11 protein-coding genes are annotated in these 18,579 nt (G+C 42.2%); 10 read left to right on the top strand and 1 reads right to left on the bottom strand.

Translation table 11 applies throughout. From position 1 onward, the window contains the following. The first annotated feature begins 18 nt into the window (after nucleotides 1-18). Nucleotides 19-1,428 (top strand): glycoside hydrolase family 2 TIM barrel-domain containing protein, encoded by a 1,410-nt coding sequence (locus AC1DXF_RS28830; RefSeq protein ID WP_477452156.1) that lies wholly within the window; start codon nucleotides 19-21, stop codon nucleotides 1,426-1,428. Nucleotides 1,429-1,853: 425 nt separating this feature from the next. Here the strand turns inward: AC1DXF_RS28830 and AC1DXF_RS28835 are convergent, their stop codons facing one another. After that, complete coding sequence (locus tag AC1DXF_RS28835) at nucleotides 1,854-2,510, bottom strand: hypothetical protein (RefSeq protein WP_477452147.1); 657 nt, start codon at nucleotides 2,508-2,510, stop codon at nucleotides 1,854-1,856. 905 nt (nucleotides 2,511-3,415) lie between these two features. Here AC1DXF_RS28835 and AC1DXF_RS28840 point away from each other — a divergent pair. The 9 genes from AC1DXF_RS28840 to AC1DXF_RS28880 all read left to right on the top strand — a co-directional run bounded on the left by AC1DXF_RS28840 (nucleotide 3,416) and on the right by AC1DXF_RS28880 (nucleotide 18,157). After that, complete coding sequence (locus tag AC1DXF_RS28840; protein WP_255369745.1) at nucleotides 3,416-3,790, top strand: type IV pilin protein; 375 nt, start codon at nucleotides 3,416-3,418, stop codon at nucleotides 3,788-3,790. Nucleotide 3,791: 1 nt separating this feature from the next. Beyond that, nucleotides 3,792-4,331: a hypothetical protein gene (locus AC1DXF_RS28845; RefSeq protein ID WP_477452148.1), complete on the top strand. Its 540-nt coding sequence runs from the start codon at nucleotides 3,792-3,794 to the stop codon at nucleotides 4,329-4,331. After that, on the top strand, nucleotides 4,316-5,749 hold the full coding sequence (locus AC1DXF_RS28850) for a GspE/PulE family protein (protein ID WP_477452149.1): 1,434 nt from the start codon (nucleotides 4,316-4,318) through the stop codon (nucleotides 5,747-5,749). Before AC1DXF_RS28845 ends, AC1DXF_RS28850 begins: the two co-directional genes overlap by 16 nt. Before the next feature lie 8 nt (nucleotides 5,750-5,757). Then, the gene (locus tag AC1DXF_RS28855; RefSeq protein WP_477452150.1) at nucleotides 5,758-7,698 is read left to right on the top strand and encodes a type II secretion system protein GspD; all 1,941 of its coding nucleotides are present in this window, start codon (nucleotides 5,758-5,760) and stop codon (nucleotides 7,696-7,698) included. 4 nt (nucleotides 7,699-7,702) lie between these two features. Then, nucleotides 7,703-8,917 (top strand): hypothetical protein, encoded by a 1,215-nt coding sequence (locus AC1DXF_RS28860; protein WP_477452151.1) that lies wholly within the window; start codon nucleotides 7,703-7,705, stop codon nucleotides 8,915-8,917. A gap of 1 nt (nucleotide 8,918) precedes the next feature. Continuing rightward, nucleotides 8,919-9,443 carry a hypothetical protein gene (locus AC1DXF_RS28865; RefSeq protein ID WP_477452152.1) on the top strand — a complete coding sequence of 175 codons (525 nt, stop codon included), beginning with the start codon at nucleotides 8,919-8,921 and terminating at the stop codon, nucleotides 9,441-9,443. 290 nt (nucleotides 9,444-9,733) lie between these two features. Continuing rightward, complete coding sequence (locus AC1DXF_RS28870) at nucleotides 9,734-13,786, top strand: PKD domain-containing protein (protein WP_477452153.1); 4,053 nt, start codon at nucleotides 9,734-9,736, stop codon at nucleotides 13,784-13,786. An 18-nt stretch (nucleotides 13,787-13,804) separates the two neighbouring features. Beyond that, on the top strand, nucleotides 13,805-17,548 hold the full coding sequence (locus AC1DXF_RS28875; RefSeq protein ID WP_477452154.1) for a TIGR02594 family protein: 3,744 nt from the start codon (nucleotides 13,805-13,807) through the stop codon (nucleotides 17,546-17,548). A 9-nt stretch (nucleotides 17,549-17,557) separates the two neighbouring features. Next, nucleotides 17,558-18,157 (top strand): hypothetical protein, encoded by a 600-nt coding sequence (locus tag AC1DXF_RS28880; protein WP_477452155.1) that lies wholly within the window; start codon nucleotides 17,558-17,560, stop codon nucleotides 18,155-18,157. Nucleotides 18,158-18,579: the final 422 nt, after the last annotated feature.

Raw genomic sequence — 18,579 nt, forward strand, 5'->3', positions numbered from 1 at the left:
AAAGGTTGAAAGGTTGAACTGCTCAAAGAGGCGGGGTTCAATGCAGTAAGAACTTCTCACAATCCACCATCGCCGGCATTTTTAAATGCTTGTGACAGATTAGGCTTATTGGTTGTTGATGAAGCATTTGACTGTTGGAAAGTAGGGAAAAACAAACATGATTATGCCGGATATTTTAACAAGTGGTGGAAACGCGACCTGGAAGCCATGGTTATGCGGGATCGTAATCATCCATCAATCGTAATATGGAGCATTGGTAATGAGATAGCAGAAAGGAGTAGCCCGGGAGCCGTAGAAACAGCCAAAATGCTTGCAGGTGCCGTAAAAAAAATAGATGCTGTCCGTCCGGTTACATCGGCCATTGTGGATAATGGTAAAGACTGGGCAACGCTTGATTCCTTGATGGCGGCGCATGACATTGGCGGGTATAATTATCATTTGCAGAGCGCGTCTGCCGATCATCAGCGGGTACCCTCACGAATGATCATTCAAACTGAATCGTACCCCAGGGATGTTTTTGCCAATTGGAAGCTGGTAGAAGACAACAATTATGTTCTTGGTGATTTTGTTTGGACGGCTATAGATTATCTTGGAGAATCAGGAATAGGTCGTTGGTATTATTCGGGCGATGTGCCTGGCGAACATTGGGAACATGATTTTTTCCCCTGGCATGGCGCCTATTGTGGCGACATTGATCTGATTGGATGGAGAAAGCCAATTTCGCATTACCGTAGCCTGTTATATAATAACACCGAAAAACTTTACATGGCCGTTCGTGAGCCAGAGCCTGATCCCCTGGAGATTAAAACAACCTGGTGGTCTGTATGGCCTACCTGGGAAAGCTGGACTTGGCCCGAATATTTGGGAAAAGCCATTAAGGTAGAAGTTTATTCAAAATATCCCAAGGTACGTCTTTACCTCAACGACAAACCCATAGGAGAAAAACCAACGACTGAGGAACAGGACCATAAAGCTGAATTTACAGTGCCTTATGCGGCTGGCCGGCTTAAAGCAGTAGGCGTGGAGAACGATAAAGAGGTTGAATCAACTGTTTTGCAAACTTCCGGCGATGCTGCAAAAATCAAACTAACTGCAGATCGGAAAGAGATATTGGCTAATGGACAGGACTTGTCATACGTTACTATAGAGATAACTGATAAAGACGGGATACTACAGCCAAATGCAGTGAACCTCCTGCAATTAAAAATTGACGGCCCGGGATCAATTGCCGGGGTAGCCAATGCGGATATGAAAGATACGGACCCATACGTTGGAAATACGCACAAAGCCTGGCACGGACGTGCTTTGGTAATTATAAGAAGCACTCATGGTGTGGGTGATATTAAATTGACGGTTACTTGCCCTGATCTGTCACCGGCTATTTTAAATATTAAAACAATGAGCATTAGCACTTATGAAGGCCTATAACTTATAAAGAATTTTACTTAAATTTAATCCAGCGTCCTAAGAAGCTGTCTAAAAACAGTAATTTGAAAATGTTATAAGGCATTTACAGGCTTCTATAGATGGGGCGAAGGTATATCCTCGCTAAATATCTTCAGGGTGAGAATTTAAGGTAGTTGTCAGAGCCTATTATTAAAAAAGCCGCCAATATTTTGAAAATAATTGGTAAATGTCTATGTTTATAGTACAAGATTTGCGATCAATCTATATCAAAAAACACGGTGAGTAATTCGGTGAGTAGTGAATTAATATCCGTATAAAATGCTGAATTTCATGTAATTACGGGCGTCGTTCGATTCTCGTCGGGACCACAAAATCACCCACTGTATGTCAGGTATGGGAATAAAATCGAAAAGCCTTTGGATGGAAATCTGAGGGCTTTTTAATTTTTACATAAAGTTGGCGTCAATGCTACTCAAATCCTCGGTTGGAAAGTTAAATTTCGCAATTAACTCGTCTTCAGTAAATATCAAACTTTTTGGATTGATAAATAATTCGAGCACCTTATCTAACTCATCATATTTTCCTATCAGGTTATTTGAGATGGAATTTGTGAGAAAAATTGAAAACAATGAAGTTGTAGAACTTGCTTCTAACCATCCTGAATTGAATGTCAACAGGTTTCGGATCTGTTTTTTAAAATCAATTAGTTTGGGAAAGATAAAAGTTAACTGTTCTATTCTAATTTGTTTTGATTGATCGATATTGCCACTTTCTTTCGCAACAAAACTTTTAATAAGATCTAAAAGATTTGCATAGTCATCTATTGCTCGATCATTTAAGAACTTTCCACTTAAGAGGAAGTTGATCGATATTTTTCTTTGGTTAGAAAACATTGATATTGCTTTGTTTAGAAGACTCGTATTAGAGTTTTCAGCAAAAAAAGCATTTAATAGAGCTTCAATTTGGCGGAATCTAATTTGCCTCGGAGGATTTGACTTAAGAGATTGCAAATTCCATTCGTTTGAGTTTGGAGTCACTTCGATGAACTCTAAGACTTTATCAAGAAGATCAATTGCTGAATATGTCTTTGTAAGCATTACCATTTCTTATGAGATCGAATATAATCAATATTTATCCTCCAAACCGCCGCACAATGCAAATCATTCATAAAAGAGTTCAAGTTTTGTAGCCCAAGGACCACTAAATGACCCACCGCATGCCAAGCATGGGAGTAAAAGTAAAAAAGCCTTTAGATGAAAATCTGAGGGCTTTTTCGTTGAATCCATATTCTATGTTATATTTATAAACATCAATATTAATAATAATGGCTTTTCAAATTTGCCCTAAGTGCCATAACGAAAGTTTTTTATGGACCAGCGATGGCGACCCCTATGAAATAACTACATTGTATTGCCATAAGTGCAACTATACGGCTTTAGAAGATGAAAGAAATGAAAGGGTGTGCGCTGTGTGTAAGATTAAATCTGAGTCTCTTTTAAAAGACAAAGATTTGGAGTATTGGTGGTGTTTCAATTGTAATGCTGAACATTCTTCCTAATTTTCTGAACTTAAAGGATTAGGACACGTAATTATCGTCCAAACCCGCTGCACAATGCAAATCACCTATAAAACAGTTCGAGTTTTGTAGTCTAAGGACCACCACACCGCGTAGGTCGGTTAATTTCGATTCTGTCCAGTTCTTTTTTTCACCCAACGCATTGTTAATCAATAATCTATTTCCTAAGAAATTCATTTATTCAGATACCTCGATGTTGGATGCTGTCGAAGCTCAGATTTCAGATCAATCCGAAAGTTTGGATCAAAAGGAATGATGCTTTCTCAATATTTTTCGAAAAAATTAAAACAGTAATTAACGGGATTTTATTAACTTTCACTCCAAATTAAAATCATTGCCCTAAAACCTGAGCCGTTTATTCGCCATTTTATGTTTTTTATCAAGAAATACTTCAAGCCAAACCCGGGAAGTGCATTAAAAGCGCTGTCACTCATGGAAATACTGGTTGTATTAATCATCATCGGTATTTTAGTGTTATTGGCCCTGCCCAACCTTTTGCCCGTAATAACCCGTGCAAAGACAACCGAAGCAAAGCTGCAGCTGGAACATGTATCCATGCTTGAAAAAACATATTTTTACGAACATTCAAAATACACCAATGACCTGAACGAACTGGGCTTCATCCAGGAAAAGCTGAGTACCGAAGGCAAAGACGCAAGAGCGAATTACAAGATTGAGATTACCAATGCTTCCAATACCGGCTTTACTGCCAGGGCGACTTCGGTTGTTGACTTTAACCAGGACGGCAATTTTAACGTTTGGGAGATGAACCAGGACAAGGTATTAAAAGAAGTAACCCCGGATTAAAGTGTTGCTGGCTATCCGTTTTGGTTTGTTATTATCCCTGCTCGTCATCCTCCTTCAGGACTTCTGGTTTCGGGCAGTGCATTGGGTACTGTTTCCTTTGCTGATTATCGGCCTGTTAAGCCTGAAACTTCTCGAAGGCAGCGATACCTCGTTAGCCCGCGAACAGATTGCTGTTAACCTAAGTTTCCTGGTGCTGGTGCTGGGTGTATTAACCGGCTACCTTTCCATCAGCAGGAGGCGATTCATCAACATTACGCTGAATTTGATGGGCTGGGCCGATATTTTATTTCTGGCCGCTATCGGGTTTTATTTGTCGGTACTTAACTATGTTTTTTTTTATATCGTTAGTATCCCAATAGTATTGATATTATGGTTATTTTATCAGCTTATAACCGGCAATAAGGGCAAACATATTCCGCTAGCCGGGTTACAGGCCTTATTATTTATTGTATTTTTAGCGGGCGACTGGTGGTATTTTCATATCCATATAACAGATGATTACTGGTTGCTCCATTACTTGATGCCATGGATACAGCAATAAAGATCACTTTACTGACCGAGCATATTCACATCCTTTCTAAGGATATGGCCTGGCATTACCGTGTGCTGCCCAAAGGTAACGTTAACGGGCGGCTTTGGCTGTATTGCGAAGACAACGCTGATGCCGCCAACCTTACCGCCGAACTGGAAATAATGCTGGGGCTGGATATTCTCCTCGAACCCATTGCTGCATCAGAAATTGCCCGGCTGCTGGCTACCTACTATATTAAGGACAATACCACAACCGGAGCCCTGCAGGCCAATGTACGTCACGACGAGGACAGTTTTTTAATGAACCTTATCGGCGAGGCGAAGAACCTGAAAAGCAGTGATATTCATATCGAGCGGTACGAAAACAAATGCCGGGTCCGGATCCGCATCGATGGCAACATGGTAGAGCGGTACCTGCTTAAAGAAGACGATTACCCGGCGCTGATTAACAAAGTTAAGATCATGGGCAACCTTGATATCGCCGAAAAACGGCTGCCCCAGGATGGCAGGATCAATTTCAGCCACCAGGGACACCAGTTTGACATTCGCGCGTCTATCCTGCCCACCCTCTACGGCGAAAAGGTCGTGCTCCGTTTGTTGAATAACGATGCCACGGATATCGACCTGAACAATCTCGGATTTTCGGCTTTCGACCTGGATAATTACCTCCAGGGGGCCAAACGACCCAATGGTATCCTGCTGATCAGCGGCCCCACGGGCTCGGGCAAAACCACCACCTTGTACGCGACCCTGAAATTACTGAACAAAGAAACCAGGAATATCCTCACCATAGAAGACCCGGTGGAATATACACTGGAAGGTGTAAACCAGGTTCAGCTTAAGGAGGCTATCGGCCTTACTTTCGCTGCGGCCCTCCGCACGTTCCTCCGGCAGGATCCGGACGTGATCATGGTGGGTGAGATTCGCGATACCGAAACCGCCAATATGGCTATCAGGGCAGCGCTTACTGGCCACCTTGTATTATCCACCATTCACACAAATTCTGCCTGGGGAACTGTTTCCAGGTTGATCGACATGGGCATTCCGTCATATATGGTTGCCAATACGTTGAACACTACCGTTGCCCAACGATTGATCCGGCTGCTTTGTCCGCATTGTAAAGTGCAAAAGGATTTTGACAGATCGTTATATCCGCGGCAATTTAAGCCTTATCGTGAGGTTTCAGCCCATTATACGCCACGCGGATGCGAAAAATGCTATTACACCGGCTATAAAGGACGAAAAGCCGTTTACGAAGTAATACCTGTAGACCTTGACCTGGCCGGCGAAATAAAAAACGGGAACATGCAGGTGCAGAGCATCCTGGAAGCCAGGGGGATTAAAACCCTGGCAGAAAACGCGTTCGGGCTGTTTGCCGATGGCCAGACTTCTATTGACGAGATATACCCGCTGCTATTTAATTATTAAAGTACTATATGTTAAAAAAAATTACCTGCCTTATCTTTTGTTTTTACCTGTTTGCCGGATCCATGGTTGCCAGGGCCCAGCAGCAGGACAGGATACAGCTCATTAAGCAGAAGCTGGACGAGCTTGCAACGGATGTTCCGGGGCTTAACCAAAAAGTACAGTTACTGGTTACCGGCGTATCCATTCATGAGTACCTGAATGCCATTGCGCGCTCCAATAGTTTGAGTATAAGTTCTGATCCCGGGCTTAGTTTTAGTATTTCGGATACTTTTACCGGTGTCTCGGCATCCAATATATTGCTACTGCTTGCGCAAAAGTATAACCTGGATATTACGGTTGTAGGCTCTATTATTAACATCACACCTTACAGAGACCCCAACCAGTTTTTAAAGCCCCCGCCAAAAGAACTGGACATAAAATATAATGCAGCTAATAATACTCTTTCGCTGTCGTTAACCAATGATAGCCTATCTGCGGCAGCCCGTAAAATAACACAGTTATCGGGCAAAAACATTGTAGTGCCTGGCCCTTTGCAGGGCAAAACAGTTACCTCATATATTGCCGATGCCCCCTTTGAGGTTGCTTTAGGAAAGCTGGCCTATGCCAATGAAATAAAGATGGTACGTACCGCCGATGATTTTTACCTTTTTCAGCCGCTGGAAGAAAATGAAGAAGTTTATGTTAACGGCGATAAAAATACCGGCGTAAGGAAGTCGTTTCGCAACACGGGCGGTGGCCAACCAGGAGCGGGCGCGGCCAGCGGGCTGTTTGTGAGGCAGGTTAACGGGCAAAAGCTGATCTCGGTGGATGCCGTCAACAGTCCCATTATTGATCTGGTTAAGCGTGCTTCGCAGGAAACAGGGAAAAACTATTCCATTTACTCTGATATTAAAGGAGCTATAACCCTTCATGTAAATGATGTTAGCTACGATGACCTGCTAACCTTGTTGTTTAAAAGCACGGAATATACCTTTCATGCCGAAAAAGGTATTTATGTAATTGGCGACCGCAAACTGGAAGGCTTGCGTACTTTCAGGGCTGTTCACCTGCAAAACCGCGCCATTGACACCGTTGTAACCATGATCCCATCCGAATGGAAGCGTGGTATCGAGATCAAAGAATTCCGTGAGCAAAACACCCTTTTACTTTCCGGGTCGGGCGCACAGATAGATGAAGTGGAAAGCTTTATTAAACAAATGGACGTGCTTGTTCCGGTCGTACTGATAGAGGTTACTATGATAGACGTACACAAAACCCGGAGTGTTTCAACCGGTATTTCTGCCGGCGTTTCAGACAGTGTAAAAACAGGAGGCACGGTATTGCCGGGAATAGATTACACTTTTGGCGCTAAAGGCGTTAACGACTTTTTAAACAGTGTGGGCAAAGCTACCTCGCTTAACCTGGGCCATGTGGTGCCTAATTTTTATGTAAGGCTGCAGGCCCTCGAAAATAATAATAACATAGATGTGCGCTCGGTGCCCAAATTAACGGCGCTTAACGGCCATTCGGCTACCCTGAGCATTGGCAGCAAGCGCTATTATAAAAACACTACGCAAAACGTTATACCGTCTATTCAAAGCGCGCAATCCATATTTACCAATGAGTACAAGGAAGTAAACGCCGATTTGTCCATCGCTATAAAGCCTATCGTTTCCGGCGACGACCAGGTTACCCTGGGCATCAAAATAAACATATCCGATTTTACATCTATCCCTACCGATGGCTCGCCACCACCGCAGGCCATCAGCAAATTTGAAACCAGCCTGCGGGTACACAGCGAGGATACCATTGTATTGGGCGGCTTGGAGCGTACAGAAACCGACGACAGCGGCTCGGGGATCCCCCTGCTCTCCCGGATTCCTATTTTAAAATGGATATTTAGCAGCCGCACCCGCTCAAAATCAAAAGTAGTTACGGTATTATTTATTAAATCAACCATAATCCGGTAATGTTATGGGTATATTATCGTCCTATTATAATATTAACCAGGCTGCGGGTGTCACTGTAGATATTGCGCAGGATGGTTCTTATACTATAAACTGCTGCCAGGTTATTACCGGTAACAACCAGCTCACTATCGAAAAAAAGTTCGGTGTAAAAGATGATGCGGAGGGGCTTGCCAAACAGCTTGGTACCAAGGTTCCCATCGCTTTAAATTTATCGGGCAAAGGAGTACTCACCAAACAGGTGCCGGCAGCATCCGGCGATGAGCAGCATGACATGGCCAGGATAATCCCTAACCTGAATGCTGATGATTTTTACCTGCAGCAATTCATATCCAATGATCAGCTGTTTGTATCGCTGGTTAGGAAAACACTGGCCGGCCACTGGATAAATATATTGGAACAGCAGGGCTTTACCGTACTGATGCTGAGCCTTGGTCCCTTCCCTGCATCCCACATGTTAAACCAGCTTAATGTTTACGAAAACGAAGTAGTGTTTAATGGCATCCGGATAAGCCGGGATACCGGCCAGAACTGGACGGCTGTAGACTATAGCCCCGCTTTCCAGGCCCCCTTCACCCTTAAAATAGGCGCAGAGCCCATTGATCAGCAATTAATTATGCCCTATGCAGCGGCGTTTCAGCTGGCACTTTCAGATAAACTGGAGCCGGTTAAGGCAACTGTTGATGCGCTGGATACCCGGTACGGGCAAATTATCGGGACAAAAAAGCTTAAGGTAACGGGCGCCTTAATATTAGGTGTTTTCTTTATCCTGTTACTCCTCAATTTTGTAACTCTTTCCTGGCTGAATTCCGAAAATAGCCGGCTCGATGGCCAGGCCAGCGTTTCGGCAAACAGCAACAGCGATATGCAGGCGCTTACAGCACAGATCAAAGCAAAGGAAGCCCTCCTGAAAGATATGGGCTGGGACGGCGGTTTTAACAAAGCCAGGCTTATCGACCAGCTTGCAGCGTTATTGCCGGGTGAAATTACCTTGCGGGAGATAGCCATAAACCCTCCCGACGTTAACAACAAAGATTCCCGTGGGCAGCATTTTTTAGATCGCCGGATAAAGCTTTCAGGTAATTCGCAACAGGTTATAGCCGTAAATGAATGGATAGCGCGCATCAAAACTTTAAAGTGGGTAAAAGGCGCGGGACTTGATAACTTCGAATTTGATAACGACCAGAACACGGGGAAGTTTAACATTATCATCAACTATTAGCATGCTGAAAAACCTGAACATCAAAAAGGAATACCTGCTGATAGCCGGATCGGTATTGTTTTTCCTGGTATGCTATCGCTTTTCCTTCAGCCACACCGTAGACGCCTGGAAGCTCAGGCGCGAGTTACAGCAAAAAATAGCCCAGGCCGGCGACCTTACCTACCAACCCGGCTACCTGGAGCGGAAAGATAATAACCTAAACCACATTATCGCCCGGTTTAAAATAGACACCGCCACCATGCGCAGCAATATGATAACCACCATTGCCCTGCAGGCCGAAAAGCTGAACGTAAGGCTGTCGCGGGTACCGGTACAACCCAGCACCGCCCCCTACGATAAATACATCATTCAACGACTTGATTTTGAAGGCGATTTCTTCTCGCTTTGCAAATTATTAGAACAACTGCAATCTACAGACGGCACCGGACTTGTACGCGCGGTTGATTTTGTATCGGGTAAGGTGGTTGGAGGGAATACGGAAACGAAGATGCTTGGTATGAGGGTGTTTGTTGTGGTTATTAGGTGATGGGGTTTTGATAACGGATTCGCTTGTAAATCCTGGTTGTTTTGTTGTTCGTATCTGTTACCCAGATAATCCCAAAAAAATATTTATCTGTTTTTTTTGGATATGTAACTTTCTTATAATATTTTAGCTGCACTTAAACTAATCACAATTATTTGAAAACAACATCCCGCAAATCGCCTGGGCAAAAAGTAATAGTTACTTTAAAATCAAAAATCATTCTTCTTATTTGATTCGGCAACAGGTTACCGGCTAAACAAATATTTATTGTACCCCACAATTTAACGCTCAATATGAACAATAGGACTCTTTTGTTATTTTTTTTCGGCCTGCTTTTATTCGCAGGTCCGGCTATTGCCCAAAAAAACAATGTAAACGTAAACCCCTTAACAGGCACAGCCAATGTAGTATTCCCATTGTACGAATTCAAACGTGGCCAGGTAGATGTTCCAATCAATATCAGTTATGCAGCATCAGGCATTAAACCCAAAGATGTTGAAGGTACTGCAGGTATGGGTTGGCAATTTAATGCTGGAGGGCAAATAACGAGACAAGTGCGCGGCCTGCCTGATGATTGCCTAAAAGATAATACCAACCTTGATCGCAAAGGTTGGATGAACAACACTAATGCTACCAAGATTAATAGCTTTAGCATCGCTAACGATAATAACCCAGCTACCTGTACGGATGGAACCAATGATGTTAATTATATTAATACCAATTTTGCCGACCTGTCCGACACAGAACCGGATATTTTTTATGTAAATGCACCAGGGTTGTCTTGTCAGTTGGTTTACGACCAAGTTAATTCACATTTTCGTTTAATGGATCACCAGGATGTTACAATTGCTTACGCTGCGAATCTTCCAACCGCTGCGAGCCTCCCCGGTGCGATAACTTCATTTACGCTTACAAATGATAAGGGGGTCCGTTATATTTTTGACTCTCCTGATTTAGTTGTACAAACAACTAAAGACGGAACGCCAACCTATTATAAAAACAAATACGATCAATATAAGAATGGAATAAGTTTTTTTAATAATTGGCATCTAACGAGCATTCTCGACGATAACGGATCAGGTGTGACTTTCCAATATAATTTCGCGGCACATTTTCGGGACAGTACGGATCCGGTATCTTTATACACGCCGGGAGCAAGTACCCCTACTTTGCAATATAATGTATCGCAAAGGGTTACACCTCAGTTGCTTAGCGTTATTCGAAATGTTTACAACGGGCAAATTGCCGATGTTTTGAATTTCACGTGGTGGTGGTCATCTACAGCTTCATATTTTAACACAGAGGATGGCAAATACCATGAATATGGCACCGGCGCAAATTTGATAAAGAAAATAGATGGTGCTGGAATGCAGCTTGAATTTTATTATGATGCTCCAGATGACGGCGACCCTGTTTATGGGAGCCAATACAAAAGATATTTTTTAAGGAGTTTTTCTGACTATCGTTGCGGATCGCCAATTAATTACAGTTTTCGGTATGCCGGCGAGAATTACACTCCGGGGACAACATCGTATCAATCTACCTTGCCGGATTCTTCCACAAAAAAAATTGATTATTGGGGCTATTATTCAACAAGTAACACCAGTACTACATCCATCATGCCTAAGGTATGGATTGCGGCATCAACTGTAGCCATTCCACAATATGCAATTTATCAGACAGGAACCACGGGAGGCAATTATCCCTATTATACCACCAATGGCAACATTCGCTCTGCCGACCCTACCAATGTAATTTCAGGTAGTCTAACTAAGATCTACTATCCTGAAGGAGGAAGTACCACATTAACATATGAGTCAAACGATTACTTAGATGTACCATCGGGACTTGTATTTCCAGGTAATGGGATTCGAACTAAGCAGACAGTTGATGATGACGGTTCAGGATCCGGAAATTTAATAACAACAAATTATTCATATTTAGACCCCGCAACCGGGATCAGCAGTGGAAAGCCATTGTCATTACCGGCCTTTGCCTTTAATATTCCATATAATGGTAGCGCCACCGGTAATGCCTTATGGAATAGTTGCACCGTTGTATCGGATAACGATCTGTCATATGAGGATCATACAATCATGTATGCTTACGTAAAGCAGAGTAAATCCGGAGCAGGTAGTACTTTGTATCAATACTATATACCCGCCAGTTATTGGAACACTTCGTCGACACCAAGTTGCTCCGGATGTACCGTTGCTGATTGGACCCCAACGGTAAACAATATGCAAAGAATAACTTGCAGTACGGTAACAGGTCCGATTGCAAAAAATACCTATGGTTATCCATTCACGCCAAATACAAATTATGATTTTGAAAGGGGGCTGATTAAGAAAACAACATATTTTAACGAGAGCGGCACCGAAGTAGGCGAATCTAATTACACTTATCAGCGGTCATGGCAACCAAGCGTCATAACAGCTTTAAAAATAGAAGATGTGCCTTTTTCAAATGGCACGGCAGCTGTCAAAACATTTGCGAAATATACAGTAAATTATAAAGTAAGTGAGTTACTTGTAGGGGAATCTGCGCTGGTATATGACCCGTCAACACTTACTTTAGTTCAAAACACCACAACCAATTATAGTTTCGAGAGTTCTAACCATCGTTTGATGACAAAAAAAGCTGTTACTAACAGTGACAATAGTATCATAACTACCCAGATAAAGTATGTAAAAGATTTTACGGGTTTAACAACAAGCAGCAATCGTAACGTCAATGCGTTATACAATATGCAACTGCTTAATCAAAACATTCCCGTTGAAACTTATGAACAAGTCACCAGGGCAGGTTCAACTAAAACTACATCCGCAAGTCTGGTTTTATTTGCCGATTTCCCTGCGGCTACTGGCGGAGCATATAATTATAGGCCATTTGCTCAATATAGTCTGACAAGTGCTGACGGCCTTGTTGCTTTTTCACCTTCCAGCGTCAGTCTTCCTTCTACTTATAATAAAGATCCTAATTATTTTCTGACGGCCAATTACAGTGAGTACGACAAGCTTGGAGACCTTCAGTCGTCGGATGATGGTCATCATAACGTTACTGCCACCGTTCTTGATAATTATCACAATCTTCCTATTATTAGTATTCATAATGCTGCAGCCTCAGAAATTGGATTTGCTGATTTTGACAGTAACATGTTAACTCCCTGGGTGTTTGCTAAAACCGGGACGTCGTCTTATACACCTCCCGCAGGCAGTCATACAGGTTTAGCCACAGGTTTGGGCACCGGTCAGGTCATATCCTTCCAACTCAAAAAAAATCCACTGGCTACAAATTATGTTTTGTCGGCATGGATAAATACAACTGCAGCAGGTAATATTGCGTTTAGCTTTTCGGCAGCGTCAGGAACCAGCGCACCTCCGCCACAAATATTGCCTAATACAGGCGGGGCTTGGAAGTACCAGGAATGGAAGGTTTCACTTGGAACCATTGCCGGGGCGTTTACAATAAACATATCAACAACCGTAAATACAGGTGTTGATGACGTGATTTTTTACCCCGAAAACGCCGAAGTATCCACCTATAGTTATGACCCGGTAACGCATTTTAAAGCATCAGCGACTAATACAAACGGTATTTCTACTTATTTTACAGACGACATCTGGGGGCGTCCGGTGCTTACGATGGACCAGGATCATAATATTGTTTCACAAAAAAGCTACATTACTCAAACGCAATTGCAAAACTGGAATCCATACATCCAGAATAATAACGGTGTTATTAATGCAAATACTCCCGTGACATTCGAAATCCAGGGATGGGCAGATAATTGCTTAATACCGGATGCAATGGTTACCTGGAATTTTGGAGATGGTACAAGTACTGTGACAACTCAATTAGTGAGTCCGCCAGCTCATACATATGCAACAACAGGCACCTTTTCTGTAACGGCAACGGTGGTTTCTCCGGTATTTGGTTCAAAAGTCACGGCACCTTTATCAGTAACTGTACATCCCGCATTGATAACAATCAACTTTCATAACTATACCAGTTATGCTTATTATAATATCAATGTGAATTTTTATAACAGGGTAACGGGAGTAGCCACTACGTTTAATCCTAATCCAAACAATCCGGTAACGATAGAGCAAGGAAATTATGACATGACGGTACAGATACCTACAGGCCAATTATATAATTCTTCTACGGGGGTCGGCTGGAGTAGCGCGTTGTTAACTGGTACCGGTAGTGTTACCAGTAATATCTTTTTGTGCAGAGACTGGAACATGAATAATAACCTTCAGTTCAATAATATGAATCTTTCCACAACCACAGGTTTGACATTAGATATAAATACTATTAACTGCGCATTGGCGACCCAATAAATAAGCCCCGAATCAGGTATGAAAAACTTTATAAAGTACTACATAATGGTGATTGCTGTACTTGCAGGATCATTAAATTTTAAAGCCTATGCGCAGGTAGGTGGTTTTGTTCAGGAAGATGGTATACGTATTCCTGGAATTACTGCGGTTAATCAAATAGGCGGCCTTAACACGACACAAAAACAAACGACGCGTACATTTTTTGACGGACTTGGTCGCGTCTCTCAAACTATCGGTTTGCAGACCAGCCCATTGCAACGCGATATCATTCAACCCATTGTTTATGATAACCTTGGCAGGCCAATAAAAACTTACCTAGCATATGCTGGTTCATCAAGCGATGTTAGCGGTAGTTACCGTACAAACGCTGTGAGTGCACAGGCCGCTTACTTTAATAATGGGACTACAGATAAAGTAGCGGATGATACGTCTCCTTTTAGCCAACAGGTATTTGAAAACAGCCCCTTACAACGGTTGTTAAATTCTGGAATGGTTGGAACTGGCTTTCAGGCGGGGGTGAGTGGAGATCACTATAAAAGTGTAAACTACCGCAGTAATACCAGTGCAGATGGTAATATTATTATGTGGGGTCCTGATGGAAGTAACTTGGGCTACTATTCGATTAATGCACTTGCGGTTACTTACAGTACCGATGAAGATGGGGGGCCGGTTGTGATATTTGCTGATGACTTGGGGCGAACTGTCTTAAAGAGGCAAATATTCAGTGCAACAGTTAACTACGATACCTATTATGTTTATAATAATGCTGGTCAGATAAGTTACATAATACCACCAAAGGCTACCCAGCTTATAGTAGCGAATAGTTATACATTGGCACAGGCAGGGGTAAGTAGTTTGCTATTTCAATATCAATATGATAACCAGGGGCGGGTAGTTAAAAAAGTAATTCCTTCCAAAGGGACATTGACAATTGTATATGATCCTCTTAGCCGGCCGGTACTTACACAGGACAATAATCTAGCGTTATTGCATCAATGGAATTATATCAAGTACGATGCTAAAGGCAGGATGATCAGCCAAGGGATTTACACCGATACTAATCATGATAATACCAATATTCAGGCTTACGTGAACGGACTTGCCGGCTATAATACCGCCTGGTTTGAAACCCGCAGCAATACCGCTGCAACAGGTTATTATACAAATAGTATATTTCCTACTACAGGTACGTCTGCATTAACTCCTTTGGCGTATAGCTATTTTGATGACTATGACCTTAACTATGATAATAGCCATATCCCAGATTATAGCTATACCCCGCAATTGTTAACTGGCGAAGGCAGCCAAACAACAGCTCCAGTTAAAGGCTTACCGACTATGGTGCGTACTCATTCGGTGGGAGCTGGTTTAAATGTCTGGTTGCTTAAGGTAATGTTTTATGATAAAGATGGAAACGTTATCCAAACCATGAGTAATAACCAGCTTAATTACACAGTTGATGTACTTACCGATAATCAAACAACCGTTCGTGATTTTGTTGGAATACCCAAGCAATCTAAAACAGTTAAAGTAACCGGAATAGGAGCTGCCAATACGCAGACAGTCTTAACCAGCTTTTATTATGATCATATGTACCGGATTACAGCTGTTGATCAGAATTATAACAATACTGGCATTGTACATATAGCGAATTATAGCTACAACGAGCTTGGGCAGATTATTGATAAAAAACTCGGCTCAACAAATGGTACAACTTGGTTGCAGTCTGTCGATTTCAGGTACAATATCCGTAACCAGCTTACAAGTATCAATAATAGTAAATTAAGTAATGATGGCGTCTTGAATGACGACACTAACGACCTGTTCGGGATGCAATTGTATTACAATACAGGAGATATTAACCTGAACGATTGGTTTTATTATAATGGTCGGCTTAACTCGGTAAAATGGATGAGTAAGAATGCAGCAGGAGTAAGCAGTAATGAAAGGGCCTTCACTTATATCTACGACGCTGTTGGAAGATATACCGCAGCGGGTTATGAAGAGCGTGCTGCGGCTGCAACAGGAGCATTTACAATCACACATGGGTGGGACGAAACGGTTACAGGTTATGATGCCAATGGGAACATAACCGGCCTACAACGTAATGCAACCACCCAGGGGTCAGGTAGTTTTACCGCTGTGGATAATCTAAATTATACATACGGGAGTACAAATGCGAACCAACTGGTGAATATAACAGATGGAACGGGCATCAATTTTACAGGAACGGGGTTCAGAAATTATACTGGTTCAACAGGTAATTATACCTACGATGCCAATGGAAACATTGCAAGCGACCCCTACAAAGGTCTTACATTTGGCACCTATAACGTTCTGAATAAGGTAGATAAGATAACTTTTACTTATAACGCAACCGGAAGATATATTGATTATACCTATGATTCTGAAGGACATCTGATACGTAAACGGCAGTACGATAACAACGTTTTAACTAATACTACTGATTACATTGATGGTTTTGTATATGTAAATTCCACGATAAGCTATTTTGCTATACCAGAGGGCAGGGCGATGAATATTAGTGGCGTTATTAAACCGGAGTATATAATTAATGACCAGCAAGGAAATGCGCGCGTAAGCTTTATGAATAATGGTAGCGGAATTGCTGTCATCAAACAGGAAAACAGCTATTATGGATTTGGCATGGTAATGCCGGGAACAACAGTAACCGGAGATGACAATAAAAAATTGTACAATGGTGGCAGCGATTGGCAAAAGGACTATGATATTTTGCCAGACTATTTCCAAACATTTTATAGGAATTACGATGCTGCTATTGGCCGCTGGGTGGGAACCGACCCGATGGCAGATGAAGCCGAAAGTTTAAGTGTTTACAATTATAGTGACGATAATCCGATAATGTACAATGACCCACTCGGTGATTTAACGGGGGGCGGACCAAGTGATTATGCAATACCAAGACAACACTCGGCAAATGCAGTTGACGATTTTAATGAACGGATGCAGATAACCCAGGAAGCAATGTCTATAACTGCCCAAATTCAAAATCAAGGTGGTGGTGGTAATCCAGGTTTGTTTGTATCTGTTTATAATCAAATTGCTACAGCTCATGGGTTAAATGGTACTTCCGGCATGAATTACGGTTCATATAATGGGCAATATAGCATACATTTCCAAACACTCGTTCCTTATGGTGATCCGGAGTCAACGAGCGGCGTTGGATTTAGAGTCGCATCTCACACCATCAGGGGTAATAGTGATCAATGGCGGGATCCGCTGGGTCTATATCCTACAACAAGCGGGGGAGGTGCACCTTGGGTTAACTTTGCAAAGACTCAGTTAGGAGTAACCGAAGCTACTCATAAGAACGATGGACCTGACGTTGATAAATATCTCGCAACAGCCGGGCTCAAGGGAACTGGATTACCTTGGTGTGGATGCTTTGTAAATTGGTCAATGAGGAGTGCGGGGATAAAAGGGGTGAAGGATCCGGCGGCGGCATTAAATTGGAGGAACTTTGGTCAAAAATTAAATGTCCCCGCCTTCGGTAGCTTGGGAACTTTGCAAAGGCCAGGAGGTGGACACGTAGGATTTGTTGTAGGGCGTGATGGCAGCCATTCAGGTTGGGTTATAATGTTAGGTGGGAACCAGTCAGATGCCGTGTCATATAGATCTTTTCCGGTCTCAATTATGCAGTTTAATTATCCCGCAGGATTTGTACCTTCGTATTCTCTACCAGTAATGTATGGTATACCAAAAGGAGTCAAAATGCAATAGGAAAATAAAATGAAAAAAACAAATCAACACTTTATCTTAATCTCGCTTAGCGTGTTATTTTCATGTACTGATGTTAAAAAAAATGAACCAAAAGATGTGGCAAAATCAGATACAGAGTTATTGGCCCCAGGTCAAACCTCAACAGTGAAAGAGCCTGCCAGCGATTCATCCAAAACAAGTAAAAACAGTGATACATTGTCAAACGTCAATTATTCTTTTTCCAATGATACCCTTTGTCAGACCGTAAATATTACTGAAATAAGTAAAAATAAAAAACTCAAAATACCAGAAAAGCTTAAATTTATACTATTGCTCCATGACAAGCAACATAAGTTTGAAGACAAAAAATTTGAAGGTGTTGCTCAATTGTCGAGTTCAGAAGAATCGTTTTCAGATAATTCAGATAAAGATGGAGGAGATTATTTTGCCGCAGATTATAATTGTGAGGCCGGAGACTTTAAAATACAATTAAGGTTAGATATTCAAAGCTATGAAGCATGTGTGGTTTTGGTAACAAGCAACCAGCCAGATAATGTTATAGGAGGATACAGTGCGTACCTTAAGAAATTTCCCAACGACGGGGTGATGAAAAAAGGCGATTGTAAATAACAGTATGCTGGACACAAGGTCTCCAGCGACCACAAGCCTTTTGTCCCTGGATAGCAAGGCTCCAGCCTTGTGGCCCGCTGATGGGTAAACGCCATGCTAAGTAATAAATATGCAACCCCCGGATGTTTAATTTCATTCGGGTGTTTTTGTATACCCGTAGTTCGCGTTAAGGGTTGCAGTGAAAACGGATCAAGCAGAAATCTTGTGGGGGAATAAAAAAAGTATTTGTTTTGTGGATATAACAATCAACACGAATACTCTTGTCAACTGCATACGAAACCCTCGTCCGTTTAATTTTACCAGAAGGTCTTTTAGAATATTTTGAACTTATGGATGTCCGTTCATCTGAGAGCGGGCAATTGAACATTTACCTGGAAGAAAAGAACCTTGCTCCGTCCGGTTACGATAAATCACAGTTGGAG

The sequence above is a fragment of the Mucilaginibacter sp. P2_A5 genome (genome assembly GCF_056404995.1).